The organism is Sphingomonas sp. (assembly GCF_035998645.1).
Taxonomy (GTDB): Bacteria; Pseudomonadota; Alphaproteobacteria; order Sphingomonadales; family Sphingomonadaceae; genus Sphingomonas.
The window spans coordinates 621099-645890 of sequence record NZ_DASYHL010000003.1; the positions used below are offsets into that span (position 1 = coordinate 621099).

33 protein-coding genes are annotated in these 24792 nt (G+C 66.0%); 11 read left to right on the forward strand and 22 right to left on the reverse strand.

Annotated features, from left to right (window positions below; genetic code table 11):
• Positions 1 to 17: 17 nt before the first annotated feature.
• The 3 genes from VGN66_RS06775 to VGN66_RS06785 are packed head-to-tail and all read right to left on the reverse strand — an operon-like array spanning position 18 to position 2568.
• The gene (locus tag VGN66_RS06775; protein WP_224921508.1) at positions 18 to 371 is read right to left on the reverse strand and encodes a hypothetical protein; all 354 of its coding nucleotides are present in this window, start codon (positions 369 to 371) and stop codon (positions 18 to 20) included.
• Positions 372 to 397: 26 nt separating this feature from the next.
• Positions 398 to 1522 carry a flavodoxin-dependent (E)-4-hydroxy-3-methylbut-2-enyl-diphosphate synthase gene (gene ispG, locus VGN66_RS06780; RefSeq protein WP_327518086.1) on the reverse strand — a complete coding sequence of 375 codons (1125 nt, stop codon included), beginning with the start codon at positions 1520 to 1522 and terminating at the stop codon, positions 398 to 400.
• Positions 1523 to 1554: 32 nt separating this feature from the next.
• Positions 1555 to 2568, reverse strand: a complete 1014-nt coding sequence (locus tag VGN66_RS06785) for a DUF3089 domain-containing protein (protein WP_327518087.1) — start codon at positions 2566 to 2568, stop codon at positions 1555 to 1557.
• An 87-nt stretch (positions 2569 to 2655) separates the two neighbouring features.
• Here VGN66_RS06785 and VGN66_RS06790 point away from each other — a divergent pair, with 87 nt between their 5' ends.
• From VGN66_RS06790 to VGN66_RS06805, 4 genes are all read left to right on the forward strand, one after another.
• Entirely contained in the window at positions 2656 to 3852 is a 1197-nt protein-coding gene (locus VGN66_RS06790; protein WP_327518088.1) for an acyltransferase family protein, read from the forward strand.
• Between the two features lie 11 nt (positions 3853 to 3863).
• Complete coding sequence (locus tag VGN66_RS06795) at positions 3864 to 5063, forward strand: acyltransferase family protein (RefSeq protein ID WP_327518089.1); 1200 nt, start codon at positions 3864 to 3866, stop codon at positions 5061 to 5063.
• A gap of 32 nt (positions 5064 to 5095) precedes the next feature.
• Positions 5096 to 6046: an isoaspartyl peptidase/L-asparaginase gene (locus VGN66_RS06800; protein WP_327518572.1), complete on the forward strand. Its 951-nt coding sequence runs from the start codon at positions 5096 to 5098 to the stop codon at positions 6044 to 6046.
• A gap of 158 nt (positions 6047 to 6204) precedes the next feature.
• Positions 6205 to 7077 (forward strand): S1/P1 nuclease, encoded by an 873-nt coding sequence (locus VGN66_RS06805; protein WP_327518090.1) that lies wholly within the window; start codon positions 6205 to 6207, stop codon positions 7075 to 7077.
• A gap of 3 nt (positions 7078 to 7080) precedes the next feature.
• Here VGN66_RS06805 and VGN66_RS06810 read toward each other — a convergent pair whose 3' ends face one another.
• The 4 genes from VGN66_RS06810 to VGN66_RS06825 all read right to left on the reverse strand — a co-directional run bounded on the left by VGN66_RS06810 (position 7081) and on the right by VGN66_RS06825 (position 8796).
• The gene (locus VGN66_RS06810) at positions 7081 to 7353 is read right to left on the reverse strand and encodes a hypothetical protein (RefSeq protein ID WP_327518091.1); all 273 of its coding nucleotides are present in this window, start codon (positions 7351 to 7353) and stop codon (positions 7081 to 7083) included.
• Between the two features lie 115 nt (positions 7354 to 7468).
• Positions 7469 to 7684, reverse strand: coding sequence for a PF20097 family protein (locus tag VGN66_RS06815; RefSeq protein WP_224921514.1), 216 nt, complete (start codon positions 7682 to 7684; stop codon positions 7469 to 7471).
• Position 7685: 1 nt separating this feature from the next.
• Positions 7686 to 7886, reverse strand: coding sequence for a toxin-antitoxin system HicB family antitoxin (locus VGN66_RS06820; protein WP_327518092.1), 201 nt, complete (start codon positions 7884 to 7886; stop codon positions 7686 to 7688).
• Positions 7887 to 7902: 16 nt separating this feature from the next.
• Positions 7903 to 8796 (reverse strand): SPFH domain-containing protein, encoded by an 894-nt coding sequence (locus VGN66_RS06825; protein ID WP_327518093.1) that lies wholly within the window; start codon positions 8794 to 8796, stop codon positions 7903 to 7905.
• Positions 8797 to 8929: 133 nt separating this feature from the next.
• Here VGN66_RS06825 and VGN66_RS06830 point away from each other — a divergent pair, with 133 nt between their 5' ends.
• Positions 8930 to 9127, forward strand: a complete 198-nt coding sequence (locus tag VGN66_RS06830; protein ID WP_327518094.1) for a type II toxin-antitoxin system VapB family antitoxin — start codon at positions 8930 to 8932, stop codon at positions 9125 to 9127.
• Positions 9124 to 9498, forward strand: coding sequence for a type II toxin-antitoxin system VapC family toxin (locus VGN66_RS06835; protein WP_327518095.1), 375 nt, complete (start codon positions 9124 to 9126; stop codon positions 9496 to 9498). The genes VGN66_RS06830 and VGN66_RS06835 overlap by 4 nt, the downstream gene beginning before the upstream one ends.
• A gap of 46 nt (positions 9499 to 9544) precedes the next feature.
• Here VGN66_RS06835 and VGN66_RS06840 read toward each other — a convergent pair whose 3' ends face one another.
• The 9 genes from VGN66_RS06840 to VGN66_RS06880 all read right to left on the reverse strand — a co-directional run bounded on the left by VGN66_RS06840 (position 9545) and on the right by VGN66_RS06880 (position 15751).
• On the reverse strand, positions 9545 to 9844 hold the full coding sequence (locus VGN66_RS06840) for a hypothetical protein (RefSeq protein ID WP_327518096.1): 300 nt from the start codon (positions 9842 to 9844) through the stop codon (positions 9545 to 9547).
• 85 nt (positions 9845 to 9929) lie between these two features.
• Positions 9930 to 10328 (reverse strand): hypothetical protein, encoded by a 399-nt coding sequence (locus VGN66_RS06845; RefSeq protein WP_327518097.1) that lies wholly within the window; start codon positions 10326 to 10328, stop codon positions 9930 to 9932.
• Positions 10329 to 10425: 97 nt separating this feature from the next.
• Entirely contained in the window at positions 10426 to 10944 is a 519-nt protein-coding gene (pal, locus tag VGN66_RS06850) for a peptidoglycan-associated lipoprotein Pal (protein ID WP_327518098.1), read from the reverse strand.
• A gap of 355 nt (positions 10945 to 11299) precedes the next feature.
• Positions 11300 to 12673, reverse strand: coding sequence for a Tol-Pal system beta propeller repeat protein TolB (gene tolB, locus VGN66_RS06855; protein ID WP_327518099.1), 1374 nt, complete (start codon positions 12671 to 12673; stop codon positions 11300 to 11302).
• A 5-nt stretch (positions 12674 to 12678) separates the two neighbouring features.
• Positions 12679 to 13491: a cell envelope biogenesis protein TolA gene (locus tag VGN66_RS06860; RefSeq protein WP_327518100.1), complete on the reverse strand. Its 813-nt coding sequence runs from the start codon at positions 13489 to 13491 to the stop codon at positions 12679 to 12681.
• On the reverse strand, positions 13491 to 13925 hold the full coding sequence (gene tolR, locus VGN66_RS06865; RefSeq protein ID WP_327518101.1) for a protein TolR: 435 nt from the start codon (positions 13923 to 13925) through the stop codon (positions 13491 to 13493). The genes VGN66_RS06860 and tolR overlap by 1 nt, the downstream gene beginning before the upstream one ends.
• Entirely contained in the window at positions 13925 to 14638 is a 714-nt protein-coding gene (gene tolQ / locus VGN66_RS06870; RefSeq protein ID WP_327518102.1) for a protein TolQ, read from the reverse strand. The genes tolR and tolQ overlap by 1 nt, the downstream gene beginning before the upstream one ends.
• A gap of 7 nt (positions 14639 to 14645) precedes the next feature.
• Positions 14646 to 15113 carry a tol-pal system-associated acyl-CoA thioesterase gene (ybgC, locus tag VGN66_RS06875; protein ID WP_414713183.1) on the reverse strand — a complete coding sequence of 156 codons (468 nt, stop codon included), beginning with the start codon at positions 15111 to 15113 and terminating at the stop codon, positions 14646 to 14648.
• A 236-nt stretch (positions 15114 to 15349) separates the two neighbouring features.
• A complete protein-coding gene (locus tag VGN66_RS06880; protein ID WP_327518104.1) occupies positions 15350 to 15751 on the reverse strand; it encodes an EVE domain-containing protein in 402 nt (133 codons plus the stop codon).
• A gap of 162 nt (positions 15752 to 15913) precedes the next feature.
• On the opposite strand from VGN66_RS06880, the gene VGN66_RS06885 reads away from it, so the two are divergent.
• Positions 15914 to 16291 (forward strand): hypothetical protein, encoded by a 378-nt coding sequence (locus VGN66_RS06885; RefSeq protein WP_327518105.1) that lies wholly within the window; start codon positions 15914 to 15916, stop codon positions 16289 to 16291.
• Positions 16292 to 16358: 67 nt separating this feature from the next.
• Positions 16359 to 16631, forward strand: coding sequence for a DUF3297 family protein (locus VGN66_RS06890; RefSeq protein ID WP_327518106.1), 273 nt, complete (start codon positions 16359 to 16361; stop codon positions 16629 to 16631).
• A 187-nt stretch (positions 16632 to 16818) separates the two neighbouring features.
• Here the strand turns inward: VGN66_RS06890 and VGN66_RS06895 are convergent, their stop codons facing one another.
• From VGN66_RS06895 to VGN66_RS06905, 3 genes are all read right to left on the reverse strand, one after another.
• Entirely contained in the window at positions 16819 to 17565 is a 747-nt protein-coding gene (locus VGN66_RS06895; protein WP_327518107.1) for an isocitrate lyase/phosphoenolpyruvate mutase family protein, read from the reverse strand.
• A 75-nt stretch (positions 17566 to 17640) separates the two neighbouring features.
• On the reverse strand, positions 17641 to 18441 hold the full coding sequence (locus tag VGN66_RS06900) for a LytR/AlgR family response regulator transcription factor (protein WP_327518108.1): 801 nt from the start codon (positions 18439 to 18441) through the stop codon (positions 17641 to 17643).
• A gap of 102 nt (positions 18442 to 18543) precedes the next feature.
• Complete coding sequence (locus tag VGN66_RS06905) at positions 18544 to 19641, reverse strand: sensor histidine kinase (protein ID WP_327518109.1); 1098 nt, start codon at positions 19639 to 19641, stop codon at positions 18544 to 18546.
• A 143-nt stretch (positions 19642 to 19784) separates the two neighbouring features.
• Between VGN66_RS06905 and VGN66_RS06910 the strand changes: the two genes are divergently transcribed.
• The gene (locus VGN66_RS06910; RefSeq protein WP_327518110.1) at positions 19785 to 20210 is read left to right on the forward strand and encodes an OsmC family protein; all 426 of its coding nucleotides are present in this window, start codon (positions 19785 to 19787) and stop codon (positions 20208 to 20210) included.
• A gap of 138 nt (positions 20211 to 20348) precedes the next feature.
• Here VGN66_RS06910 and gpmA read toward each other — a convergent pair whose 3' ends face one another.
• Entirely contained in the window at positions 20349 to 21035 is a 687-nt protein-coding gene (gpmA, locus tag VGN66_RS06915) for a 2,3-diphosphoglycerate-dependent phosphoglycerate mutase (RefSeq protein WP_327518111.1), read from the reverse strand.
• Between the two features lie 68 nt (positions 21036 to 21103).
• Here gpmA and VGN66_RS06920 point away from each other — a divergent pair, with 68 nt between their 5' ends.
• A complete protein-coding gene (locus VGN66_RS06920) occupies positions 21104 to 21829 on the forward strand; it encodes a dienelactone hydrolase family protein (RefSeq protein WP_327518112.1) in 726 nt (241 codons plus the stop codon).
• 175 nt (positions 21830 to 22004) lie between these two features.
• Here VGN66_RS06920 and VGN66_RS06925 read toward each other — a convergent pair whose 3' ends face one another.
• A complete protein-coding gene (locus VGN66_RS06925) occupies positions 22005 to 22586 on the reverse strand; it encodes a hypothetical protein (RefSeq protein ID WP_327518113.1) in 582 nt (193 codons plus the stop codon).
• Between the two features lie 51 nt (positions 22587 to 22637).
• Positions 22638 to 23951: an adenylosuccinate lyase gene (purB, locus tag VGN66_RS06930; protein ID WP_327518114.1), complete on the reverse strand. Its 1314-nt coding sequence runs from the start codon at positions 23949 to 23951 to the stop codon at positions 22638 to 22640.
• 296 nt (positions 23952 to 24247) lie between these two features.
• On the opposite strand from purB, the gene VGN66_RS06935 reads away from it, so the two are divergent.
• On the forward strand, positions 24248 to 24763 hold the full coding sequence (locus tag VGN66_RS06935) for an EF-hand domain-containing protein (protein ID WP_327518115.1): 516 nt from the start codon (positions 24248 to 24250) through the stop codon (positions 24761 to 24763).
• Positions 24764 to 24792: the final 29 nt, after the last annotated feature.

The window sequence follows — 24792 nt, forward strand, 5'->3', positions numbered from 1 at the left end:
GAACGAAAGTGAGCAGGTCAGCCGAAGGCGCGGGCCTTCCAGCGCTGCATCAGGCGACGGTCGATCATGTAGGTGCAGACGATCAGAAGCACGTTTGCGAGCGCGAGCAATCGCAAGCGGTTGTCGCCGCCGTCGTCGGTCACTTCCCAAACGACCGCGAGGAAGATCGGTATGAACAGGGCACCGAGTCCCATCCCCCAAAGCGTAATTCGGAGAGCGAGGAACATGCCGCCTGGTGCCGGACGAGCGATCTGAAAACCCAGGGGTAAGCTGGCGTGAAACCGCTCATGGCGCGCGAACCGAGGCCAGAGCAGCGCACTTAATGCGTGCCTGATCGCAAACACCGCGACCGCGATGATGTAGGTCGGCATGACCTGAGCGATGAGGTGGCTCCAACTCAAGCCGCCACTACCGCCGCCGCCTCACTCGCCGCCTCGATCTCCGCTGCCTTGGCCTCGACCAGCTTGACGATATGCTCGAGCATGTCGGCGTCCTCGACCGTGTGGTCGGTCACGCCCGACAGATAGACCATGTGCTTGCCATTGCCGCCGCCGGTCAGGCCGATATCGGTCTCGCGCGCTTCGCCGGGGCCGTTGACGACGCAGCCGAGCACGCTGAGCGACAGCGGGGTGCGGATATGCTGGAGCCGTTCCTCCAGCGCCTGGACGGTGCGGATCACGTCGAAGCCCTGACGCGCGCAGCTGGGGCAAGAAACCACGCGGACACCGCGGTTGCGGATGCCGAGCGCCTTCAGAATCTCGAACCCGACGCGCACTTCCTCTTCCGGCTCGGCGGAGAGCGACACGCGGATCGTGTCGCCGATGCCGTACCACAGCAGCGACCCCATCCCGATCGCACTCTTCACCGTCCCACCGACGAACCCGCCGGCTTCGGTGATGCCAAGGTGCAGCGGGCAATCGACCGCTTCGGCGAGCTGCTGATAGGCGGCGGCGGCGAGGAACAGGTCGCTCGCCTTCACCGCGACCTTGAATTCGTGGAAATCGCGGTCCTGCAACAGCTTGATATGGTCGAGCGCGCTTTCGACCAGCGCCTCGGGGCACGGCTCGCCATATTTTTCCAGCAGGTCCTTTTCCAAAGACCCGGCGTTGACGCCGATGCGGATCGCACAGCCATTGGCCTTGGCCGCGTTGACCACTTCGTTCACCCGCTCGGCCGATCCGATATTGCCGGGATTGATGCGCAGGCACGCCGCGCCCGCGTCCGCCGCTTCGAGCGCACGCTTATAGTGGAAATGGATATCGGCGACGATCGGCACCCGCGCGGCGCGGACGATCTGGCGCAGCGCGGCAGTGCTTTCGACATCGGGGCACGACACGCGGATGATGTCCGCGCCCGCGTCCTCGCAGCGGCGGATCTGGTCGATCGTCGCGACGGGATCGGACGTCGGGGTGTTGGTCATCGTCTGGACGGTGACGGGCGCATCGCCGCCGACGGGGACGTTGCCGACCATGATCTGACGGCTTTGGCGGCGCGCAATATCGCGCCAGGGACGCAAGGACATCGGATTTCCTCAGAGTTCGCCGCGCCTATAGCCTATCGCTGCGCGGCGAGAAAGGCGGCGACGCGGCCAACCGCATTCTCGCGCAGATCCATCCACACCAGCTGGATGTCGAGTGCGCGAGTGTCGCCGTCCGACTTGGCGAACTCGCTGTAGGGTTTGCCGGGCGACGAAACATACAGCCGCCCATCCTTGCCGCAGCGGGCACCGATCAGGCCAGGTTCGGGTGCGCGCAACGGCTCGGGCAGCGCGAGGCCGTTGCGCATCCACGCCCCGCGATGCTGGGCGGGGAGCGCGGGTGCCTCAGACCAGCTGATCGGGTTGGTGCAGGCGATGGCGGTGCGCCCGCGCGACCGCTTGCTGCCCTCGGCCCAGCTCGACCAGGTGGCGACGCAGCCGGTATCGGTCGCGGCAGCGCAGAGGCGGACGCTGCGCCGCGCCTTGACCCAGTCGAGCGCGATCGCATGACCCGGCAGATAGGCCGCGACCATCCGCGCCGCGATCGGCTGGCCGTCGATCGCGCGCGCGATCAGCATCTGGCCCAGCTGCGCCCCCTGCCCATGTCCGGCAAGGATGAACGGCCGGTCGCCGACCCGGCGGCGAAATTCGGCAAAGGCGCGCGCGATGTCCGAATAGGCCAGCTCCAGCGCCGCGCTGTCATCCGCCGCCGGGTTCATCTGGCGATAGCGCGGGGCATAGATTGCGCAGCACCCGTTGAACGCGCTTGCCTGATTGCGGATCGTCGTCTGGCCGACATCGCCATTATACCAGACATCGCGGGGGTCGGCGTTCCATACCGGTCGGCGCAGCGGCACGGCGGAATGGATGAAGAAGACATCGACCGGCGCGCGCAGCTGCTGCCCCTCGGCCACGCCGTGCGGCGTCATGTCGCCATCGTCGCGGGTCCAGGGCAGCGAGGCCCAGTGGGTCGGCCCGGCATAATCGGGGGCGGGCGGCGCGCTGGCGGGGTCGAAGCGACCGGCGGGCGGGGTGTCGGGGATCGCGGCCTGACGCGCGCCGGCGTCGGTGGCCGTGAGCGCACAGAGCAACGACAGCGCTCCGAATAAAATGCCCGTCCGCCGCATTCACGCTCCCGCTAACCAATTGGTGAGGCTCGCCCGCCTATAGCGCGACGCGTGAGTGAAGCGAACCATGGTCTTGCGCGCGGCGGGCGGCATTACGGCCTCGACTGGCTGCGCGTCGCCGCATTCGCGCTGCTGATCGTCTATCACATCGCCATGGTCTTCTCGCCCTGGCCGTGGGTGATCCATACTGACTACAAGTTTTCGGAATTGATCGCGCCGATGGCGCTGCTGACGCCGTGGCGGCTGCCGCTGCTGTTTGCCGTCTCGGGCTTTGCCTCCTGGCACCTGTTCGCCAAGTCGCGTGACGCGCGCAGCTTCCTGCACGCCCGCAATCTGCGGCTGCTGATCCCGCTCGCCTTTGGCATGGCGGTGCTGATCCCGGTCGAGATGTGGGTGCGGGTGGTCGAGGCGGGCTATCCGCATGGCTATCTGCGCTTCTGGAGCGTCGATTACTGGCGCATCGGCGAGTTTTGGGGCCGCAGCTTCCCGAGTTGGGAGCATCTGTGGTTCGTCGTCTATCTCTGGGCGTACACGGTGGTCCTCGCGCTTATCCTGTGGCGCGGGCGTCGCCTGTATGACCTGGTGGTCGATCGGGTCGTGCCGTGGATGGCGCAGGGGTGGCGGCTGGTGTGGGTGCCCGCAGTGCTGTTGGTGATCGCACGGCTGAGCCTGCAATTCATCGTCGCGGATGAACAGGGGTTGCTGCGCGACTGGGCCGGGCACGCCAATTATCTCCCGCTGTTCCTGTTCGGGTTCGTACTCGCCGGATCGCCCTTGCTGTGGCCGGTGCTGCGCCGCGTCTGGGTCGGTGCGCTCGCATTGGCCGCAGTCAGCGGGGTTGCCGTGGTGCTGGTCGAGACCCGCTATCCCGGCAATGCCGTGCCCCCGCACTGGGTGATGGCGGTGGCGCGGGCGGGGCAGGTGGCGATGGGCTGGGCGATGACGCTGGTGCTGATCCAGTGCGCCGACCGCTTCTGGAACCGCGACCATCGCTGGCGCAAGACGGCGGCGGAGGCGGTGTTCCCCTTCTACCTCGTCCACCAGCCCGCGATCGTGCTGATCGCCTGGTACACGCTGCCGTTGCGGCTGTCGGCGGGGGTGCAGTTCCTCGTGCTGTTCGGCGGGACTGCGCTCGTCTGTATCGCGACCTATCTGATCGGGCGAGAGATTGGCTGGCTGCGCCCATTGATCGGCCTCGGACCGCGCGCGGCGGCGGCTGACAAGCAAAGGTCGCCGCAAATCGCCTGAGCTGCCCCTCGGTGCTGCTTTCGCCCACGCCGATCCGCCGCTATGGCGCGCGGGTGGAACGGCATTACGGCATGGACTGGCTGCGGATCGGGGCGTTCGGCCTGCTGATCTTCTACCATATCGGCATGGTCTTTGTGCCATGGGGTTACCATGTGAAGACGGCCGAACCGGCGGCGTGGGTGACCGTGCCGATGCTGTTCACCAACCCGTGGCGGCTTACCCTGTTGTTCGTCGTGTCGGGCTATGCCAGCCGCGCGCTGTGGCTCAAGTCGCAGGGAGCGGGCCGGTTCGTCGCCGACCGCAGCTGGCGGCTGATCCTGCCCTTGCTGTTCGGCATTGCGGTGATCGTCCCCCCGCAAAGCTGGGTCGAGCTGCGCACGCAATGGCCTTATCCGTTCGATTACTGGACCTTCTGGAGCCGACATTACTGGCATTTCGGCGACTTCGGTCCGATCGCCCTGCCGACCTGGAACCATCTGTGGTTCGTCGGCTATCTCTATCTCTACACGCTCGGCCTCGTGCTGGTGGCAAGCCTGCCCGGTGGCGCAACGGCGCAGCGGATCTTCGACCAGCTGTTCGCCGGAACACGCGTGCTGTGGCTCCCCGCCGCCTGGCTGCTGATGACGCAGGTGGTGGTGTTTCAGCGGTGGAGCGACACCCATGACGTGATCGGCGATGGCGTCGCGCACCTTGCCTATTTCCCCGCCTTTCTGTTCGGCTTCGCGCTGGCGGGGTCAAAGCCGGTGATGGGGTGGATCGCGCGGCTGTGGAAACCGGCACTGGCGATCGGCCTCGCCGGATATGCCGTCACTGCCGCGATCGACATCGCCTATCCCGCGCGCACCCCGTGGCTGCCCAGCCGCATCATGCTCGCCGCGCGCTATATTCAGGCGTGGATGATGATCGCCGCGCTGATCGGGATTGCCGAGGTGTACCTCAACCGCGACCATCGCTGGCGCCCGATGCTGACCGAGGCGGTGTTCCCCTTCTACCTGATTCACCAGACGATCATCGTCGTCGCGATGTACTGGCTGCTCAAGCTGTCGCTGCCCGCAGCGGTCGAGTTCATCATACTGGTGCCGGTGACCGCGCTGGGCTGCTGGCTCTTCTACCGCTACGGGCGCGAAGTGCCGTGGCTGCGACCGTTGATCGGCCTGCGCTATGCCCGGCGGGACCGCGTCCCGCCTAAAATGACCCCGGAGGCCGTATGAACCGCCTTTCCCTTCTGATCGGAGCCCTGCTGATGTCCGCCCCCGCCACCGCCCAATCCCAGCCCGACTGGACGCTCGTCATCCATGGCGGTGCCGGCGTGCTCGAGCGCGACAAGATGACGCCGGAGCGTGAGGCAGCCGCGCGCAAGGGGCTGGACGCGGCGCTCGATGCGGGGTCGAAGGTGCTGGCCGGCGGCGGCAGCGCGCTCGACGCGGTCGAGGCGGCGGTGAAGGTGCTGGAGGACGATCCGCACTTCAACGCCGGGCGCGGGGCGGTCTTCACCTATGAAGGCACCAACGAACTCGACGCCGCGATCATGGACGGCGCCGATCGCAAGGCCGGCGCAGTCGCCGGGGTCACCCGGACCAGGAGCCCGATCGCCCTCGCGCGCAAAGTGATGGAGGACAGCCCGCACGTCATGCTCGCGGGTAAGGGCGCGGATGTGTTCAGCGCGGAGAAGGGGCTGGAGCAGGTCGGCCCCGACTGGTTCGCCACCGACGAACGCCGCCAGCAGCTTGAGAAGATGAAGGCGCAGAAGACCAGCTGGTTCGATGTCGACATGAAGTACGGCACGGTCGGCGCAGTGGCGCGGGACAAGGCGGGCAACGTCGCCGCTGCGACCTCGACCGGCGGCGTCACCGGCAAGCGCTGGGGCCGCGTCGGCGATTCGCCGCTGATCGGCGCCGGTACCTATGCCGACAACCGCGCCTGTGCCGTGTCGGCGACCGGGGCGGGGGAGTTCTTCATCCGCGAAGGTGTGGCGCACGAAATCTGCGCCCGCGTGCGCTTCAAGGGCGAAAGCCTCAAGGCCGCAGCCGACACCGTCATGGCCGAAACCCGCGCGCTCGGCGGCACCGGCGGCGTCATCGTCACCGGCCCGACCGGCGAGATGGCGTGGAGCTTCAACACGCCCGGCATGTATCGCGGCAAGGTTTCAGCCGGTGGCGCGAAGACGGTCGCGATTTACGGCGACGAGGACTAACCCAAAAAATCCTCGCCGGAACGGGGAGGGAGACCGCGACGCGAAGCGGCGTGGTGGAGGGGCCCCGAGGCAAGGGTTTCCGTTGCCTCGGGCCCCCTCCACCATCCTTCGGATGGTCCCCCTCCCCGTGCCGGGGAGGATTTAGTAGAGGCTTCCCCATGATTCGCTCTCTCATCGCGCTGTTCGCGCTCGCCGCCAGCTTTGCCGCCACTCCCGCGCTCGCTTATTGGGAGTTCGGGCATCAGACCGTGGCGACCATCGCCTACAAGAATGTGAAGCCCGAAACGCGCCGCGCGATCGATCGCCTGTTGCGCCAGCAGGGCCTGCTGGAAACCCCGACCTGCCCGGCCAAGACGCTGGAAGAGGCCAGTGTCTGGGCCGACTGCATCAAGCCGCTCGGCGCGCGGTTCAGCTATGCGTACAACTGGCACTATCAGAATGTGAACATCTGCACGCCGTTCACACTCAAGGGCAATTGCCCCGACGGCAATTGCGTGTCGGCGCAGATCGATCGCGGCGTGAAGCTGTTGCAGGACAAGGATGTCCCGATCCGCGAAAAGGTGATGGCGCTCGCCTTCCTGACGCACTTCGTCGGCGACCTCCACCAGCCGCTGCATGCGGGCGACAAGGGCGACCTTGGCGGCAACCGCGCGCGCACCGATTACGGCATCTATGGTCCGGAGCGGCTCAACCTGCACAGCATCACCGATGGCTGGCTCGCCGAGCGCGCGATCACCTCGCCCCCGCCGGTGATTCAGGTCTATTCCGCCGAGGAGCGCGCGAAGGAAAGCGCCGGAACCGTCGAGGACTGGAGCCGCGAGAACTGGCAGGCGTCGCACATGGCCTATGAAGCGGCGTTCGACGGCGACCCGTGCCGTGCCGATCTGCCCGCACGCGGCAAGCTCGACGATGCCGACATCGAAAAGCTGGTCCCGATGATGCAGGCCCAGATCAAGCGCGGCGGCCTGCGCCTCGCCCGGCTGCTCGACGAAGCCTTCGGCCCGCCGCCGCCGGTTCAGCCGCGCCGCTGACCCTCAGTCCCGGTCCGGCCCCCAGCGCCAGCGGAAACCGCCATCGGTTTTTGTCCAGACAAACCAGACGAAGACCGCGAGCATCGGCAGCGCGACGCCAAGCCGGATAAACTGGGTGGGCGCCCAGTTCAGCACCGCGACAATGGCAGGGATGAAGACCAACATGGTCAGCCACCCCTGCCACGTCACCGGCGTCGCGCCCCAGCCGAACAGCTTGGGCGCGAACCAGTACCCGTCGCGCACCCGGAGTGCGGCGCGATAGCGTTGCAGGCTCATGCGAGCGTTCCCAACAGGCCAATGCCGAGCGCGAGCGCGGAGGCGGCAATCAGCAAGGGCAGGTGACGGCGCGGGGCAAACAGGGCGGTCAGCATCATGAGTCTCCTGCGTTGGCTCAGGCGGGGGCGTAATGTTCCAGAAACCCGCAATTGCGGCAGCGCCAGCTGCGGATCTCGAGCTTACGGCGCTTGCCGATCTTCAGGCCGGTCCAGAAGCTCTTTTCCGGCGCGCCTTCGATCCATTTGCTGACATGTTTGGTGCCATAGCCCTCGTCAGCGACGAAACCCTCGACCATCTGGCTCTGGCATTTGGGGCAGCTGTGTGAACGCATCCTATTCCTCCTTCGGCGGCCGCCCGCGCTTGGCGCGTACCGGGTCGGCCAGCTTGACGCCGCGTTTGGCCAGCGCCTCGCGCAGCAGGCATTCGACCTGCGCGTTGACGCTGCGCAGGTCGGTCGCCGCGCTCCGCTCGATCGCGCCGTAGAGCGCTGGATCGAGACGGAGCGGGAACGCCTTTTTGGGTGGAGCGGCCATGGGCCTTCCTCTCCGGTTACTGGTACAGCGACCCGGCGTTCACCACCGGCTGCGTATCGCGTTCGGAGCAGAGCACGACCATCAGGTTCGACACCATCGCCGCGCGGCGCTCATCGTCCAGCTCGACGACATTCTTCTCCGACAGCTGCTCCAGCGCCATTTCGACCATGCCGACCGCGCCCTCGACCAATGTCTTGCGCGCGGCGACCACCGCCTCGGCCTGTTGCCGGCGCAGCATCGCCTGCGCGATCTCCTGCGCATAGGCGAGGTGGGTGAGGCGGCACTCGTCGATATGCACGCCCGCCGCCAGCACCCGCTCCTGCAGCTCGACGCGCAGCTCCTCGCTGACATGCTCGGCATTGCCGCGCAGCGTCATCTCCTCATGCGTGAAATCGTCATAGGGGTAGCGCGACCCGATCGCGCGCACCGCGCTCTCGATCTGAATGTGCACGAACTCGCGATAGTCATCGACGTCGAACAGCGCCTGCGCGGTATCGGCGACGCGCCACACCACGTTCGACGCGATCTCGATCGGGTTGCCGCGTAGGTCGTTCACCTTCAGCCGCTCCGACGTGATGTTGTGGATGCGCACCGAAACCTTGGACTTGGTCATCCACGGCCAGGTCCAACGCAGCCCGGTGGTGCGGTCGGTGCCCCTGTACGCGCCAAACAACAGGATCGCCGCCGCCTGATTCGGCTGAAGCAGGTAAAATCCCGGTGCGACGAACGCGAGGATCAATACGCCCAGCACCAGCGCGAACGGTGCCCAAGCCGCCTCGCCGATCTGCGGCGCGGACGCGACGATCCCGATCAGCGCGGCGAGCGCGACGAGCAGCATGGCATAGCCGCTGGCGGTAGCGGCGGGGCGCTCGGCGCTCGAACGCAGCGCGCTGGAATTGAAGTCCGACATTTTTGCCTCCCTGAAAAGATGATATCATCATTATATCGAATCAGGCGGCGTGCAAGCGGAATCGGAGATAAGCTGGGTGCATTGAACGGCGCATCAAATGATGATAAATACGTGCCGATCGATGGAGAATGCCATGCGGACCACGATCATTCTCGATGACGACCTGATCGCAAAGGCGCAGGCATTCACCGGCCTGCGCGAAAAGTCGCAGCTCGTGCGTGAGGCGATGAGGGCGTTGATCGAACGCGAAAGCGCGCGGCGCTTGGCGTTGCTCGGCGGAAGCGAGCCGGACCTGGAGGTTGCCGCGCGGCGGCGTGCCGACGCGGAATGATCCTGGCCGACACGAGCATCTGGGTCGATCATCTGCGGCACGGCGACCCCATCATGGTCGAGCGACTAAATACCGGCCGCATCTGCATTCATCCCCACATCATCGGTGAGATTGCGCTGGGCAGCCTGCGCCAGCGGGAGATTGTGCTGACCGCGCTGGGCGATCTCCCGACGGTGGTGGTGGCGAGCGATGCGGAGGTGCGCATCCTGATCGAAGGCCAGCCGTTGTTTGGGCGCGGGATCGGTTACATCGACGCGCATCTTCTCGCGGCGGTGCGGCTGACGCCGGGATCGCGCTTGTGGACGCGGGACCGGCGGCTCCATGAACTGGCCGTCGATCTCGGCATTGCGGAGGGTGCGATCGGCAATTGATCGGGGCGCGGCCCGTCTGGTCCGCGCCCCGTCGACTTCCGTCAGCTCACTTCGCGCCGACCTCCCATGCCAGCCAGCAGATCGCCAGAAAGGGCAGGACGATCGCCGCAGCGACGAACAGCTGGCGACCGAGCCCCAAGCGGAAGTGCTCGGGATGATCCGCCTCCACCCGGCGGATCGCGGCGGCGGTGGCGGGGTCGCCCTTGAGCATTCCGCGGTCGACCGCCGGGCCGGTTTTGATGAAGGCGATCAACTCGTCGCGCTCGACCGGGTCGAGTGCGGGATAGCGGTTGAGGAGCCCGGCGATGCGGTCGCGCAGGCTGGTGTCGTTCACAGTCTCGTTCATGCTGAAATTCCCGTTGTAGCGCGCACGCGCACGCGCACGCCGACCGCCACAGGGGGCGATTGTTTGATCGATCAGGTTTCGGGGTTCAGGCGGAGAGCGGTGGTGCGCGGGCGCGATAGCGCGATGCCGGACGCGTACTCGGCGCGGCATCCGCGCGCAGTGCGGCGACGCTCTGCGCGGGCGCGGGATGGGACGGGGTGACGGCGGCGTGTTGCGCCGGGAGTGGCGGATCGCCGTCGGGGCGATCCTGCGCCTTTAAGGTGCGGTGCGCTGCCGCCTTGATCGCGGCGGCCGGGTCGCGAAACTGGGCATTGACCGGGACCGGCGCGGTAAGCGCCGCCGCGCGCAGATCGGCGATGTCGAGCCGGGGTGCCTGCGGAAGGGCGGTGAGCGCGTTGAACGCCAGCAACAGGCTCGCCAGCCACAGCCACACCACGCGCGGCGCGCGGGTTGGGGATGGGCTGGAGGGAGGCTCGGGCGTCATGCTGCCGGTCGATATAGGGTCAATCGCGCGAAATGCCCGCGCAAACAAAAGGGGCGCGACCATCGCCGCGCCCCTTCGTTTCGGTAGCTTGAGCCGATCAGTTGATGACGATCGTCACCGCACGGCGGTTCTGCGCCCAGCTGGCTTCGTCCGAACCCAGCGCGATCGGGCGTTCCTTGCCATAGCTGATCGTCGTGATCCGCGACGGCGACACGCCCCGCGCGGCCAGATAGTTCTTCGCCGCATTGGCACGACGGTCGCCCAGCGCGAGGTTGTATTCACGCGTACCGCGCTCGTCGGCATGACCCTCCAGCGTAATCCGCGTGTTCTGATATTGCGTCAGCCACTGCGCCTGGCTGTCCAGGATCTGCCGCGCACGCGCATCGATGTCATACTGGTCGAGATCGAAGTTGATCGTATCGCTGACCACATTCTGGCGGAAATGCTCGGGGGTGCCGGGCTGGGCCACGCCGCCGCCGCCGTCTGGGCCGGGACCAGGGCCGGGCTCGACCGGGCCGCCGGGGCCGGGGGGAAGGGTGTCCGGGCGCTTCTTCTGGCAGCCGGCTACGGCGACGGCCATCGTCGCGATGATCAGGGCGGTTTTGAGCTTCGCCATTGGTCTTTTCTCCCTTGGCTTTCGTGAAATTCGATACCCCTGCGTAACGGGCAGGGCGCGGGCATGTTCCCCCAAGGTCAACCCGCTTAGGGTCTGAACCCAGTTAGAACGGAGTCGAGACGGAGCGGATTTTGGTGCAGGGCGAGAAGCGAGGAGGGAGCGATGCCGAAGCATCGTGACCGACGAGCGACGAAGCCATGCACCAAAAGGCGCCCGCCGCTTCGCGGTTGCCCAGTCAAAGCCGCCGGACGGCGTCGCTTGCTTGCGCGTAGCTTCAGCTACGCGACTGCGCTGCGCTCCTTGCCGGTGGCCTTGACTGGGCAATCTCGATCTCCGTTCTAACTGGGTTCAGACCCTAGGGCCGCAGGGGTCCCCATGAGGGATCGGAACCATCCAATTGCGTCGGAATCCGGCGCGCATTGCTGCCGGTCAGGTCGACCGACCAGATGTCGGACTTGCCCGACGCGCCCTGCGCCCCGCGTGAGAACAACAGCACGCGGCCATTGGGCGACCAGCTCGGCCCTTCATCGCCCCACGCCTGCGTCAGCAATTTCTCGCCGCCGCCCGACGGGTTCATCACGCCGATGCGAAAGCCGCCGCCCATGCGAGTAAAGGCGATCAGGTCACCGCGCGGGCTCCATGCCGGGGTCGCATAGCGCCCGCCGCCAAAGCTGATCCGCTGCTGGTTGCTGCCATCGGCGTTCATCACATACAGCTGCTGCGTACCCGAGCGATCGCTCTCGAATACGATCTTGCGGCCATCGGGCGAATAGCTACCCCCGGTGTCGATGCCGGGCGCGTTGGTCAGCCGCTGGGGCGTGCCGCCATTGGCCGAAATGCGATAGATGTCGGCATTGCCCGCCGTCGACATGGTGAACAGGATCCAGCGACCATCCGGCGAGAAGCGCGGCGCGAAGGCCAGGCTGACATTGGTGACGAGCAGCCGCTGGGTCCGCGCGTTGAGATCATAGACGTACAGCGACGGCTTGTCGTCCTGATAGCTCATATAGGCGATGCGCCGCTCATCAGGGGAGAAGCGCGGGGTCAGCACGATCGACTGGCCATTGGTCAGGAAGCGGTGGTTGGCACCATCCTGATCCATGATCGCCAGCCGCTTGATCCGGCGATTCTTCGGCCCGGTTTCGGAGACATAGATCACCCGGCTGTCGAAATACGGCCCTTCGCCGGTCAGGCGGGTGTAGATCGTGTCGGCGCATTTATGCGCGGCGCGACGCCAGTCGGCGGGGCTGACGATAAAGCCTTCACGCGCCAGCTCACTGCCGAGTGCTACGTCATACAGGTAACAGCCGACGGTCAGATTGCCGTCGCCATTGGCCCGCACGAACCCCTGCACCAGCGCCTGCGCCGTCGCGCCGCGCCAGTAACCAAAATCGGGCGCGCTCACCTCGCTCACCGGCACCGCGCGCACCCCGGTTGGGCCGAGCGGCTTGAACAGGCCGGAATTGCGCAGATTGTCGGTGATGACCTGCGCGATCTGGCGACCGAGCGCGTCGGTGCTGCCCGCCGGAGTGCTGACAACCTGCTGCGTCGGCATCGGCGGAATGATGATCGTAAGGTCCTGGGCGCTCTCGTCGGTCACATCGACCGCGAGGCCTTCGCCTTCCTGTGCAGCAGTTGTGGGCGGCGCGGTCACGGTCGGCGGGGTCACCTCCTGCGCGGTCGCGGGCGCGGCGGTGAGGATCAGGGCGAGCAGCGGGGTCGGCTTCATGGCGGTTACAGCCTCCGGTCGAAAGTCGGGGTGATGAGCTTCCACGCCTCATAATATTCGGCGGGAAGGCGGAAAGGGGCGGCGAGTTTCACGGCCGCGATAGCGCGCTCGCGATGCAGGTCGGCCTGCGGACGATTGCTGGCGGTGACGCCCTCCTGCGACAGGATGCGCGGCGGGGCGGCGAGGGTGCCGTCCTTGTTCAGACGGATCTCGACGCGGGTACGCAACAGCTCGACATCGGCGCCGGTCGGGGACCGCCAATGCGGGCGCAACTGGCGGATGATCTCGGCGCCCAGCGCGGATTTGACTGCTGCACCAATCTGGCTGGCCTGCGGTGTAGTCGCCTTGCCCTTGCTCGCCTGGTCCGTCAGCCCGTCGGTGATGCCGGTCAGGCGCCCGGTCGGCCGCACCGCCTTACGCTCGGTCTTGGGCTGTGCCTTGGCCGGGGCGGGGTTCGACTTCTTCGCCTCCACCTTGGGCTGCGGTCGTGGCGCCGGGGCAGGGGCGGCCTTGGGCGGGGTCGGGTCGGGCTTGGCCACCGGCTCGGGCTGCGTCTCCGGCACCGGCGGCGGCGAATCGGGTTCGGGTGGAGCGGGGACTTCGGCGAGCCGCTCGGCGGGCGCTTCGGTCTCGATCACCGGTGCTTCGCTGACCAGCCCGACCTCATCGGTCAGCGACACCTCGATCGGGGTCGGCTTGATCTCAAGCGGATCGACCTTCGGAAAGATGCTGAGCGACAACAGGGCAAACAGCGCGGCATGGGCGACAACCGCCACACCGATGCCGATGCCTTCCCTGCGGTCGATCGCCACTGCCATCAGTTCTTGCCCTCACCCGTGGTGACGAGCGACACCTTGTTCAGCCCCGCGCGGTTGAGCTCACCCATCACGCGCATCACTTTGCCGTAATCTAGCCGGGTGTCGGCGCGCAGGAACACTTGCGGCTTCTCCTCACCGCGCGCGCTGGCAATGTCGGCGAGCAGGCTCGGCAGCTGGTCATCGGCCACTTCACTGTCGTCGAGGAACACGGTGCCGCGCTCGTTGATCGAAATCTGGATCGGCTTCTGGTCCTGCTCCAGCGGCTTGGCGCGGCTTTCGGGCAGGTTCACCGGCACCCCGGCGGTCAACAGCGGCGCGGTGACCATGAAGATGATCAGCAGCACCAGCATCACGTCGACCAATGGCGTGACGTTGATGTCCGCCATCGGCGCGCGCCGCCCCTTGCCGCGCGAAGAAGGGAGTTGGGCGCCCATCAGAGCAGCGGCTTGCCGCTCGCAGGCGCGCTGTCGAGCTGGCGGCTGAGGGTGGCGTGGAAGCCATCGGCGAAGCGGTTCAGCCGCGCCTCGACCTTGTCGATGCCATGGCTGAAGCGGTTATACGCGATGACCGCAGGGATCGCCGCGAACAGGCCGATCGCGGTAGCGAACAGCGCCTCGGCGATGCCCGGCGCGACCACCGCGAGCGACGTGCTCTGCGCGCCCGCAATCGCGGTAAAGCTGCGCATGATGCCGAGTACCGTGCCGAGCAGCCCGACGAACGGCGCGGTGGACCCGATCGTGGCGAGGATGTTGAGCCGGTCGGACAGCCTGTCGATCTCCAGCGCGACCGCCGCGCCCATCGTCGTCGCCAGCCGCTCGCGCGTACCGTCCTTGTCGAGCGCCCGCCCGCCCGTGGAGCGACGCCATTCGGTCACCCCCGCCGCGAATACGCGCGCGGTCGGGTGATCCTCATCCCCATGCAGCTTGTAAAACACGTCGATATCGTCGGTCTTGCGATAACCGCCCTCGAACCGGTCGGCGGCCTTACGCGCGGCGGCGATGCGCCCGCGCAGCGACAGGATGATCGCCCATGTCCAGATGCTGGCCAGCACCAGCCCGATCATGATCGCCTTCACGTCCCATTCCGCCTGCATGAACAGGCCAAGATAGGAGGCGCCATCGAATTTCAGATTCGCAAACCAGTCCATGTGTCGCTCAGTTTCCCTTCCAGACCAGCGGCACGAACGCTTCGACCCACTCCCGCGGTTGCCGCCGCGCGCGACCCTGAGGGGTCACGAACGCCGCTTCCACATCCGCCTGGGTCAGCAATTCCCCGTTCCGCATGACTCGTTGCTGAATATCCACCGCCGCCGCCCGCACGCGCAGCACCCGGCTGACGACCACCAACGCATCGTCGAGCCGTGCGGGTGCGACATAGCGGATGGCGATGTTGCGGACGACATAGACGCCTTCGCCCGCCTCATGCGCCGCCCGCTGATCGATCCCGGCACAGCGCAGCATATCCGATCGCGCGCGCTCCATGAACCGCAGGTAGTTGGCGTGATACACCACCCCCGACAGGTCGGTGTCCTCAAAATAGACACGCACCGGGAAGACATGCTCGACACCGTCGAAACGGCCCGACGCGGGGGGAAGGTCGAATTCGCTCACCGCACTGCCCATAGCGGCGGGGGGAATCGAAGTTCAACTGTCACGGGCAGGATGGGGCGCACGCGCAATGAACGGAAGCGGGGCGGCGGTGTTCCGTGTCGTTCAATCCTCCCCCGCCAGGGGGAGGTGGCATGCGAAGCATGACGGAGGGGGCGGAAGGGTATCGGCAAGAGGTTCGAGGGCGCAGCCGTCCTCCCCCTCCGTCGCCATACGGCGACACCTCCCCCTGGCGGGGGAGGATCAGATCATCACGCCTTCGCCATCTCCAGCACCACGTCCCATTCCGCCGCGCTGACCTTGCCAACCGACAGCCGCGAATATTTGACCAGCTCCATCGCCTCCAGCCGGGGTTCGGCCTTCACCTGCTTGAGTGTGACCGGGTTGGGCAGCGGTTCGACCGGCTTCATCTCGACCGACACCCAATGCTTGCCCTCGCCATCGGGCTTCGCTTCGCGGCTCACTTCCATGATGCCGACGATCTGCAGCCCGATATTGCTGTGATAGAAAAAGGCGCGGTCGCCGAGCTTCATCGCGCGCAGGTTCCCCGCGGCGGTGTGGTTGCGCACGCCGTCCCATTCGGTGCTGCCGTCGCGGACCAGATCGTCCCAGCTGAACACATCGGGTTCGGATTTCATCAGCCAAAGATTCATCGGGACAGGCTCCTTGTTCGCCGCCTCCATCGCGTCCCTCCACCTAAACCGCAAGTGAATGCAGGATTCCGCGTCCGTTCAGGCCGACTCGGTCAAAAAGGTATCCAGACGGACCTCAAAGCGTTGAGACGTCGGAATGTGCAGATGCACGAGGAGGACGACATGAAGACGATGATCACCAAGGCGGTGCTCGGTCTCACCCTCGGCGCCACCGCGCTCACCGCGGCCGCGCCGGCAGAGGCCCAGCGGTATCGCCACCGCGACCGCGACAACACCGGCACCGCCATCGCCGCCGGCATCGCCGGTGTCGTGATCGGCGCTGCGATCGCCGGATCGAGCCGCGACCGCTACGACGACCGGCGCTATCGCGACTATCGCGGCTATGACCGGTATGACGGCTATTACCGTCAGCGCGGCTATTACCCGCGTCAGAGCTATCACTATCGCGATTACGAGCGCCGCAACTGGCGCGGCTGCACGATCCGCCGCGTGTACGACCCCTATCTCGGGCACCGGGTGAAGGTGCGTTACTGCCGCTAATCCGGGCGGCGCGATAACATCGGCGGCGCGGGTTTATTCCCGCGCCGCTTTTGTTTAGAGGCGCGCCATGAGCGACACTCCTCCCGACCGCCTTTCGGTCAATCCAAAGAGCCCCTTTTTTGACCAGGCGCTGCTCCAGCGCGGCATCGGCATCCGCTTCAAGGGCGTCGAGCGCCGCGATGTCGAGGAATATTGCGTCTCGGAAAGCTGGATCCGCGTGCAGGTCGGCAAGACCATGGACCGTAAGGGCAATCCCCTGACGATCAAGCTCGCCGGCCCGGTCGAGGCATGGTTCGAATCTTCGCCTGAGGGCGAAGGCGACCCAGAGGCCGAAGCGTAACGCTCCGTTTGCCCTGAGCCCGTCGAAGGGCCGTGCGACTCACCAAGTGAGGGTGGCCGTGCTTCGACATTGAAAGGGTGAAACGTCCCCAGGGCGTTCCAGCCCATGCCGGGGGCATGGGCGACCCTTTCACCAGCACAAACGGGTGGTAACTCCCGCCTCCAAATCGTGACGGGCGGGGGCGGGCCTAACCCAGCAACCCCCGCGCCGCATCCTCCACCGCCTGCATCGCCGCGCGATACGGGAACGGCCCATGGCTGATCCGCGCCGCACCCGCCGCAGCAACTGCAGCAGCATCCGGCGCGCCCGGAAACGCCATGAAGTTCACCGGCAGCGGCGATTCGCGACACACCCGCGCCAGCAGGTCGAGATCGGCCAGCCCCGGCACAAAGAACCCGCTCGCCCCCGCCGCCGCATAAGCATGCGCGCGGGCAATTGCGGCATCGACCTTCGCCACATCATGCGTCTCCGGCGCGGCCTGCAGGAAGATGTCGGTGCGGGCGTTGATGAAAAACGCAGGGCCAGTCGCAGCGCGAATCGCGGCGATGCGCACGGCCTGCACCTCCGGTGCATGCATCCCCGACCCGCCGACGACCTGATCCTCGAAGTTGCACCCGATCGCCCCGGTCGCCGCGAGCAGCGCGACGTTCGACGCCAGCGCATCCGGCGCGACCGCATAGCCGCCTTCGAAATCGATCGACACCGGCAGGTCCACTGCGCCGACGATCCGCGCGGCGTTGCCCAGCGCCAGATCGAGCGGCAGCGTCTCGGCGTCGCTATACCCGTTCGCCGCCGCGACCGACGCGCTCCCGGTCGCAATCGCCTTCGCCCCCGACGCCGCAACCGCCTTGGCCGAGCCCGCGTCCCACACATTGACCAGCACCAGCGGCGTGCCCGGCACGTGCAGCGCGGCGAATTGATCGAATCGGCTCATGAACATCCCCTCTCGTTCCGCCCTTGATACGGACGGAACGAAAGCGGAACAATCCATTTCTTGCGCGCTTGAGCGTCAGTGCACGAACCGCGCCACCACGTCACGATAGCTCCGGCTTACCTTCACCTGCGACCCCGAATCGAGCACCAGGAAACACTCGCCATTGGTGTGCGGCTTGACCTGCTTGACCTGATCCAGATTGACGATGGTCGAGCGGTGGACGCGCTGGAACCGGCGCGGGTCGAGCCGCTTTTCCAGATCCTTCATCGTCTCGCGCAGCACCAGCGTGTTGTCGGCGGTCTTGATGCACATATAATCGCCGGCGGCCTCGACCACCTCGATCGTGTCGACATCGACGCGGAAAATCTGCCCGCGATCCTTGATGTTGATCAGCTTTTCGTAGCGGCTCGCCGACACGTCGCCATCGCTCGCCGCGAGTTCCTCGGCGGCCTCGGGCGCGACCTCGGCGAGCACTTCCTTGAGCTTCTCGACCTCTTCGACGCCGCGCTTCTCGGTCAGCCGCTGGCGCACGCGCTCCAGCGTGTCGGCAAGGCGACCCTCGTCGACCGGCTTCATCAGATAGTCCATCGCATTCGCCTCGAACGCGCGGATCGCATGGTCGGAATAGGCGGTGACGAACACGAACAACGGCGGTTCGACCTCCATCAACCCCTGCACGACCGAAAAGCCGTCGAATCCGGGCATCTGGATGTCGAGAAACACCAGATCGGGCTTGTGCGTCTTGATCGACCGAATCGCCTCGCGGCCGTTCTGGCATTTGTCGATGATCTCGACATCCTCATGCGCGGCGAGGCGCAGTTCGAGGCCCTGGATGGCCAGGGGTTCGTCATCGACCAGGATGGTGCGGATCGTCATATCTCTCTCTACTCATAAACGCGTCGTCCCGATGCCCCCGGTCCGACGCCCCACAACCCCTGCCTTTGATCCTTCAACAATATGATTACGGTCCGGTTCCGATCACGCCACTTCCTTCGTGGGCTCCTCGAACTGGAACGGAATTTCGATCTCAACGCGGAAACCGCCGCCGGGGTCCGAATGCGTCGAAAAGCGATGCTCCGCCCCGAACGCCTGCGCCAGCCGTTCGCGTATATTGGTGAGGCCAACCCCCGTGGACAGGCTTGGCCGGTTCTTGCCTTCGATCAATCCCGGACCGGTGTCGGATACGGTGATCTGCACCCGCTCGCCGGTGAGTCGAGCCGCGACGCGGATTTCGGCGCCTTCTTCCTGCGGCGTTACGGCATATTTGATCGCATTCTCGACCAAAGGCTGGAGCAGCAACGAGGGCAGGCGCGCCTTGGCAGTGCGCGGGTCGATATCGAATTCGGGCTTAAGCCGCGCGTCGAACCGCATCTTCTCGATCTCGAGATACAGTTTCAGCGTCTCCACCTCCTGCGCCAGCGTGACATGCGCGGTCGGTTCATTGGCCAGCGTGTAGCGTAGGAAATTAGCAAGCCGCGCCAGCATCGCATTCGCCCGGTCGGTCTGCTTGAGCAGCACCAATGTCGAAATCGAATTGAGCGTGTTGAACAGGAAATGCGGGTTGAGCTGATAGCGCAGCATCGCCAGCTGCGCCGAACTCGCCTGACTCTCCAGCACTTGCATCCGGTCGATCTGATCCTCGACGATCAGATAGAAGTTGATCCCGAAATACAGCGCCGACCAGCCCGCGAGCACCGTGAAATTGAGGAACAGGCTGCCCAGAATCAGCGGCAGCTCGATCCCCGGATCGCCGCGCATCACCGACACGGTAAAGGCGTTGAGGACGGCATAGACCAATGTCGCCGCCGCCAGGGTGATCACTGACGCAAGAATCCCGGTGATCCGCGGTAGCCGTCGGTAATAGCCATAGAGCGCCGACAGCAGCAGCGTCAGGCAATATCCGACGATCGCCTCGATCGTCACGCGGATCAGATCCTCGAAGCTGAACGTCCGGTTCGAAAAGTTGGAAACCGCCCGCAGCAGCAGATAGCCGCCCCAGCCCGCGCCCTGCAGCATCCAGAACGCACGGCTCTTCTGTTCGAAAAAGGGGCGGGAGAAGATGGTGGGATTGGTCATCGTGTTGGCGGCTTCTCTACATCGCACGTCGCCCGGTGGGAAGAATGCCGGAACACGCCCGTCACGATATCGTTGCACTGCTGGTTCACATGCAAACCGGTGTCCCACATCCGGGGCCTTGGTCCACCACAGGAGAAACACTGATGACGATCCGCACCGCCACCGCCCGCTATTCCGGCTTCGGCAAGGAAGGGAAGGGCGCGATCACGACCCAGTCCGGCGTGTTGACCGACCAGTTCTACGGCTTCAACACGCGGTTCGAGGATGAACCCGGCACCAATCCCGAGGAGCTGATTGCCGCGGCGCATGCCGGTTGCTTTACGATGGCGCTCAGCTTCGCGCTGGCCAAAGCGGGCTTCAGCGAAGGCACACTCGAGACCAAGGCGGCGATCAAGCTGGAGCAGAAGGATGGCGGCTTCACCATCACCCGCTCCGATCTGACGCTGGAAGCCACCGTCCCCGGCATCGACCCCGACCAGTTCGCCGACCTCGCCGACGAAGCGAAGAAGAACTGCCCGGTGTCCAAGCTGATGACCGCCGAAGTCAGCCTGGCGCACAAGCTGAACTAAAAAATCCTCCCCGGAACGGGGAGGGGGACCGCGCCCGAAGGGCGTGGTGGAGGGGGCCCGAGGCAAAGGAATCCGTTGTCCCGGGGCCCCTCCGTCATTGCTTCGCAATGCCACCTCCCCGTGCCGGGGAGGATTTTGTTACCGCTCGCTCAAATAATACCGATCCGTCGCGGTCAGATCATCCGCCAGCTCATACACGATCGGCTGCCCGGTCGGAATCTCGAGCGACGCGATATCCGCGTCCGAAATTCCCGACAGATGCTTGACCAGCGCGCGCAGCGAATTGCCGTGCGCTGCAATCAGCACGCGCTTGCCCGCACGCAGGTCCGGCGCGATTCGCTCTTCCCAATAGGGCAGGACGCGCGCGATCGTGTCCTTGAGGCTCTCGGTCTGCGGGATCGGGATGCCCTTGTAGCGCAGGTCCTTGGCGAGATCCCACGGCGACCCTTCCTCGGGCAGCGGGGGCGGAATGTCGAAGCTGCGGCGCCAGATCTTGACCTGATCGTCGCCGTGCAGCGCCGCGGTCTCCGCCTTGTCGAGCCCGGTCAGCCCGCCATAATGCCGCTCATTCAGCTTCCAGCTCTTCTCGGTCGGCAGCCACAGCCGCCCCATCGCCTCCAGCGCCAGGTTGAGCGTCTTGATCGCCCGGCTCTGAAAGCTGGTATAGGTCATGTCGAAGTCGAGACCCTTGTCGCGCATCAGCTCGCCCGCGGCCCAGGCTTCGCGCACGCCCTGTTCGGTCAGGTCGACGTCCCACCATCCGGTGAAACGGTTTTCCAGATTCCAGGACGACTGGCCGTGGCGGATCAGGACGAGCGTGGGCATGGGACCTCCTTGCAGGACATTGCCCGCGTCCTTAGCGGATAGGGACGACAGGGCAACGGAGGATGGCCATGGCAATCGAAAGACAGACCATCATCTATGACGGCCCCGGCGGCCCGTTCGAGGGCGTCGCCGCGTTCGACAGCACCGCGCCCGGCCCGCGCCCCGGCGTGCTGATCGTCCCCAATGTGCTGGGCGAAAAGGAACAGGATCGCGTCACCGCCGAGCGGATTGCGGCGCTCGGCCATGTCGGATTCGTCGCCGACCTCTACGGACAGGGCAAGCGCACCACCCGCGAATCGCCCGATCCGGCGATGTATATGAACGCGCTCAACGCCGATCGCCCGCTGCTGCGCGACCGTCTGCGCGCCAGCCTCGCCGCGCTCCACGCGCTGCCTCAGGTCGACGCGGCTCGGACCGCCGCCATCGGCTATTGCTTCGGTGGCAAGTCGGTCATCGACCTAGCGAGGGCAGGGGGCGATGTGCGCGGCGTGGTCGCCTTCCACGGCATCTTCGACCCGCCCGGCTATGCCTATCCCACGACGATCCGGGCAAAGCTGCTGATCTGCCACGGCTGGGAGGACCCGCTCGCCCCGCCCGAGGCGGTGACCGGACTTGCCGCCGAGCTGAGCGCAGCGGGCGCGGATTGGCAGCTTCACGGCTATGGTGGGGCAGGGCACGGCTTTACCGATGCGAGCCAGAAGGGCTCAACCCGCCCCGGCTTCGGCTATAACGCCAACGCCGACCGGCGGAGTTGGGCGGCGATGACCGACTTCCTCGCCGAACTGTTCGACTAACCAGTTCCTCCCCTGAGCTTGCTCAGGGGAGGGGGACCGCCCGCGCAGCGGGTGGTGGAGGGGCGGCCGCGCAGACGGCCGTGAACAGCTCAGCAAAATTCCGCCGTCTTCGCGGCGGCCCCTCCGTCAGCTTCGCTGCCACCTCCCCTGCGGGGCAGCGGAGGAATGCAAATCGTCAGGCCGACGGTGTCTTCGGCTTCGCGGCACGCGGCTTGGCCGGAGCCTTTGCCGCGGTCGGTGCTTTCGCCGCAGGGGGCTTCTTGGCAGCAGCCGGCTTTTTCGCGGCTACCGGCTTCTTCGGCGCAGCGGGCTTCTTGGCAGGGGTCGGCGGCGTCTCCGCTGACGGCGCCTCAGGCGCCTTGGGTGCCTCCGGCGCCTTCTCCCCCGTCAGCTTCGCCGTAATCTTCTCCGCCGCCCGCGCCGCGATCAGGCTGGCGAGCGAGGACGCCGTCTTGGCGAAATCGTCCATTCCAGAAGCCTTCGGCGCATCCGCCGCAGCGGGGGCGGGGGCCGCAGCCGCCTGCGCATCTGCCGCCTTTTTCCGCACATTCCCCGCCAGCGCGACCAGTCCGGCCGCAACGATGTCGGCGACCAGCGGATGCTTGGTCAGCTCGAGCAACTTCGCGCCCTGCTCACGCAACTCCTTGGGCAGTTCGATCCCGGCGACGGTCTTGGGCAGCTTGGCCGCCTTGCCCGTCTTCGGCGCCTTGGCGGCCTTGCTTTTCTTCGCCTTCGTCGCGTCCTTCGCCTTGGCCATCTTCACGCCTCCATGGTGTGTCATTCGACTGACACACCCGGAGGCATGCCGTCAATCTGCGAATACCCGCTCGAAAATGGTATCGACCGACTTGAAATGATAGTCGAGGTCGAACTTCTCCTCGATCTGCTGCGGCGACAGCGCGGCGGTGACCTCTTCATCACCCTTGAGCAGTTCGAGCAGCGACAGCTCCCCGTCGCTCTCCCACACCTTCATCGCGTTGCGCTGCACCAGCCGATAGCTGTCCTCGCGGCTCACCCCGGCCTGCGTCAGCGCCAGCAGCACGCGCTGCGAGTGAACCAGCCCGCCCATGCGATCCAGATTCTTCTGCATCCGCGCCGGGTACACCAGCAGCTTGTCGATCACCCCGGTCAGCCGCGCGAGCGCGAAGTCGAGCGTAATCGTCGCGTCCGGCCCGATATAGCGCTCGACCGACGAGTGGCTGATGTCGCGCTCGTGCCACAAAGCGACATTCTCCATCGCCGGGATCACCGCCGCGCGGACCATGCGGGCAAGGCCGGTCAGGTTCTCGGTCAGCACGGGGTTGCGCTTGTGCGGCATCGCCGACGAACCCTTCTGCCCCGGCGAGAAATATTCCTCCGCCTCCAGCACTTCGGTACGCTGCAGATGCCGCACCTCGACCGCGAGCCGCTCGATCGAGCTGGCGATCACGCCCAGCGTCGCAAAGAACATCGCATGGCGATCGCGCGGGATCACCTGAGTCGACACCGGCTCGACCGCGAGGCCGAGCTTGTCGGCGACATGCTGCTCCACGCGCGGGTCGATATTGGCAAAGGTGCCGACCGCGCCCGAAATCGCGCAGGTCGCAATGTCCGCCCGCGCCGCGACCAGCCGCGCCTTGCAGCGCTTGAACTCGGCATAGGCCTCGGCGAGCTTCAGGCCGAACGTCACCGGCTCGGCATGAATGCCATGACTACGCCCGATCGTCGGGGTCAGCTTGTGCTCATAGGCGCGACGCTTGAGCACCGCGAGCAGCTGGTCGAGATCGTCGAGCAGGATGTCCGACGCACGCGTCAGCTGCACCGCAAGGCAGGTGTCGAGCACGTCGCTCGACGTCATCCCCTGATGCATGAAGCGCGCTTCGTCGCCGACATTCTCCGCGACCCAGGTCAGGAACGCGATCACGTCATGCTTCGTCACCGCCTCAATCGCGTCGATCGCGGCGACGTCGATCGTCGGGTTGGTCGCCCACCAGTCCCACAGCGCCTTGGCGGCCGATTCGGGCACCACGCCCAGCTCGCCCAGCTTCTCCGTCGCGTGCGCCTCGATCTCGAACCAGATGCCAAAGCGGGTTTCGGGCGACCAGATCGCGGTCATGGCGGGGCGGGAATAGCGGGGGACCATAGAGAAGCCTTTCGTGGGACGCGGCGCCCCTAGCAAAGCCCCGGCGGCGCGGCAAACCCGGCTGCGCGGCGGTGTTCCACTCGTTTCGTCGCACTAACGGCACCGAACAGGGGTGAAATGATAGAGTTTGCCGACAAGTCGATTGTCTCAGAATTTTATCAGGGAACGTGATAAATATACAACGCGTTCAATCATCACACGCATCGAATGAATTGGTTCGCTGCACAAGTAGTTTTACTCGAGATGATTGGAGAATGATCATGTTGAAATCTATCCTTCTCGCCAGCGCTGTTGCAATGTCTGTCCCTGCACTTGCACAGGACATGCCGCAACAGCAGACCCCGCCGCCCCAGGAGCAGCCGGCGCCGACCGAAAGCACCGAACCGGTGCCACAGGAGGCCCCCGCACCCGCGCCGCAGCAGGACGCTCAGCCGATGCCGGAAGCAACCCCGACCCCGGCTCCGACTCCGACCCCGACGCCCACGCCCACGCCGACTCCTGAGCCGCAGGCCATGGAGCAGGCTCAGGCCACCCAGCCGTCGCAGCAGCCCGCCAATGCGGTCCAGATTGCGCAGATCGTCGATCAGGGCTTCCCGACCTATGACGCGGACGCCGATGGCAGCCTGAAGCAGGAAGAGTTCGGCGCCTGGATGGTCGCACTGCGTTCGGCCAGCGAGCCCGCCTTCACCGGCGAATCGACGGCGGACAAGGAATGGATCGGCAAGGCGCTCGCCTCGGCTGACGGCGACAAGTCGGGCGGCGTGAGCAAGGACGAGCTCAAGACCTTCCTGACTCCCGCTGCCGCCTCGTAAGTCAGGTCTCCCCGGACGGTCGTCCCGCA

What these genes read in the sequence shown, in the direction of transcription:
- tolR (WP_327518101.1), bottom strand. Translation starts at nt 13,925, where the DNA reads ATGGGCGCCCAACTCCCTTCTTCGCGCGGCAAGGGGCGGCGCGCGCCG.
- VGN66_RS06835 (WP_327518095.1), top strand. Translation starts at nt 9,124, where the DNA reads ATGATCCTGGCCGACACGAGCATCTGGGTCGATCATCTGCGGCACGGC.
- VGN66_RS06860 (WP_327518100.1), bottom strand. Translation starts at nt 13,491, where the DNA reads ATGGCAGTGGCGATCGACCGCAGGGAAGGCATCGGCATCGGTGTGGCG.
- pal (WP_327518098.1), bottom strand. Translation starts at nt 10,944, where the DNA reads ATGGCGAAGCTCAAAACCGCCCTGATCATCGCGACGATGGCCGTCGCC.
- gpmA (WP_327518111.1), bottom strand. Translation starts at nt 21,035, where the DNA reads ATGCCCACGCTCGTCCTGATCCGCCACGGCCAGTCGTCCTGGAATCTG.
- VGN66_RS06825 (WP_327518093.1), bottom strand. Translation starts at nt 8,796, where the DNA reads ATGTCGGACTTCAATTCCAGCGCGCTGCGTTCGAGCGCCGAGCGCCCC.
- VGN66_RS06880 (WP_327518104.1), bottom strand. Translation starts at nt 15,751, where the DNA reads ATGAATCTTTGGCTGATGAAATCCGAACCCGATGTGTTCAGCTGGGAC.
- purB (WP_327518114.1), bottom strand. Translation starts at nt 23,951, where the DNA reads ATGGTCCCCCGCTATTCCCGCCCCGCCATGACCGCGATCTGGTCGCCC.
- ispG (WP_327518086.1), bottom strand. Translation starts at nt 1,522, where the DNA reads ATGTCCTTGCGTCCCTGGCGCGATATTGCGCGCCGCCAAAGCCGTCAG.
- VGN66_RS06815 (WP_224921514.1), bottom strand. Translation starts at nt 7,684, where the DNA reads ATGCGTTCACACAGCTGCCCCAAATGCCAGAGCCAGATGGTCGAGGGT.
- VGN66_RS06830 (WP_327518094.1), top strand. Translation starts at nt 8,930, where the DNA reads ATGCGGACCACGATCATTCTCGATGACGACCTGATCGCAAAGGCGCAG.
- tolB (WP_327518099.1), bottom strand. Translation starts at nt 12,673, where the DNA reads ATGAAGCCGACCCCGCTGCTCGCCCTGATCCTCACCGCCGCGCCCGCG.
- VGN66_RS06895 (WP_327518107.1), bottom strand. Translation starts at nt 17,565, where the DNA reads ATGAGCCGATTCGATCAATTCGCCGCGCTGCACGTGCCGGGCACGCCG.
- tolQ (WP_327518102.1), bottom strand. Translation starts at nt 14,638, where the DNA reads ATGGACTGGTTTGCGAATCTGAAATTCGATGGCGCCTCCTATCTTGGC.
- VGN66_RS06775 (WP_224921508.1), bottom strand. Translation starts at nt 371, where the DNA reads ATGCCGACCTACATCATCGCGGTCGCGGTGTTTGCGATCAGGCACGCA.
- VGN66_RS06885 (WP_327518105.1), top strand. Translation starts at nt 15,914, where the DNA reads ATGAAGACGATGATCACCAAGGCGGTGCTCGGTCTCACCCTCGGCGCC.
- VGN66_RS06820 (WP_327518092.1), bottom strand. Translation starts at nt 7,886, where the DNA reads ATGGCCGCTCCACCCAAAAAGGCGTTCCCGCTCCGTCTCGATCCAGCG.
- VGN66_RS06910 (WP_327518110.1), top strand. Translation starts at nt 19,785, where the DNA reads ATGACGATCCGCACCGCCACCGCCCGCTATTCCGGCTTCGGCAAGGAA.
- VGN66_RS06905 (WP_327518109.1), bottom strand. Translation starts at nt 19,641, where the DNA reads ATGACCAATCCCACCATCTTCTCCCGCCCCTTTTTCGAACAGAAGAGC.
- VGN66_RS06805 (WP_327518090.1), top strand. Translation starts at nt 6,205, where the DNA reads ATGATTCGCTCTCTCATCGCGCTGTTCGCGCTCGCCGCCAGCTTTGCC.
- VGN66_RS06840 (WP_327518096.1), bottom strand. Translation starts at nt 9,844, where the DNA reads ATGAACGAGACTGTGAACGACACCAGCCTGCGCGACCGCATCGCCGGG.
- VGN66_RS06810 (WP_327518091.1), bottom strand. Translation starts at nt 7,353, where the DNA reads ATGAGCCTGCAACGCTATCGCGCCGCACTCCGGGTGCGCGACGGGTAC.
- VGN66_RS06800 (WP_327518572.1), top strand. Translation starts at nt 5,096, where the DNA reads ATGTCCGCCCCCGCCACCGCCCAATCCCAGCCCGACTGGACGCTCGTC.
- VGN66_RS06920 (WP_327518112.1), top strand. Translation starts at nt 21,104, where the DNA reads ATGGCAATCGAAAGACAGACCATCATCTATGACGGCCCCGGCGGCCCG.
- VGN66_RS06925 (WP_327518113.1), bottom strand. Translation starts at nt 22,586, where the DNA reads ATGGCCAAGGCGAAGGACGCGACGAAGGCGAAGAAAAGCAAGGCCGCC.
- VGN66_RS06845 (WP_327518097.1), bottom strand. Translation starts at nt 10,328, where the DNA reads ATGACGCCCGAGCCTCCCTCCAGCCCATCCCCAACCCGCGCGCCGCGC.
- VGN66_RS06890 (WP_327518106.1), top strand. Translation starts at nt 16,359, where the DNA reads ATGAGCGACACTCCTCCCGACCGCCTTTCGGTCAATCCAAAGAGCCCC.
- ybgC (WP_414713183.1), bottom strand. Translation starts at nt 15,113, where the DNA reads ATGGGCAGTGCGGTGAGCGAATTCGACCTTCCCCCCGCGTCGGGCCGT.
- VGN66_RS06935 (WP_327518115.1), top strand. Translation starts at nt 24,248, where the DNA reads ATGTCTGTCCCTGCACTTGCACAGGACATGCCGCAACAGCAGACCCCG.
- VGN66_RS06900 (WP_327518108.1), bottom strand. Translation starts at nt 18,441, where the DNA reads ATGACGATCCGCACCATCCTGGTCGATGACGAACCCCTGGCCATCCAG.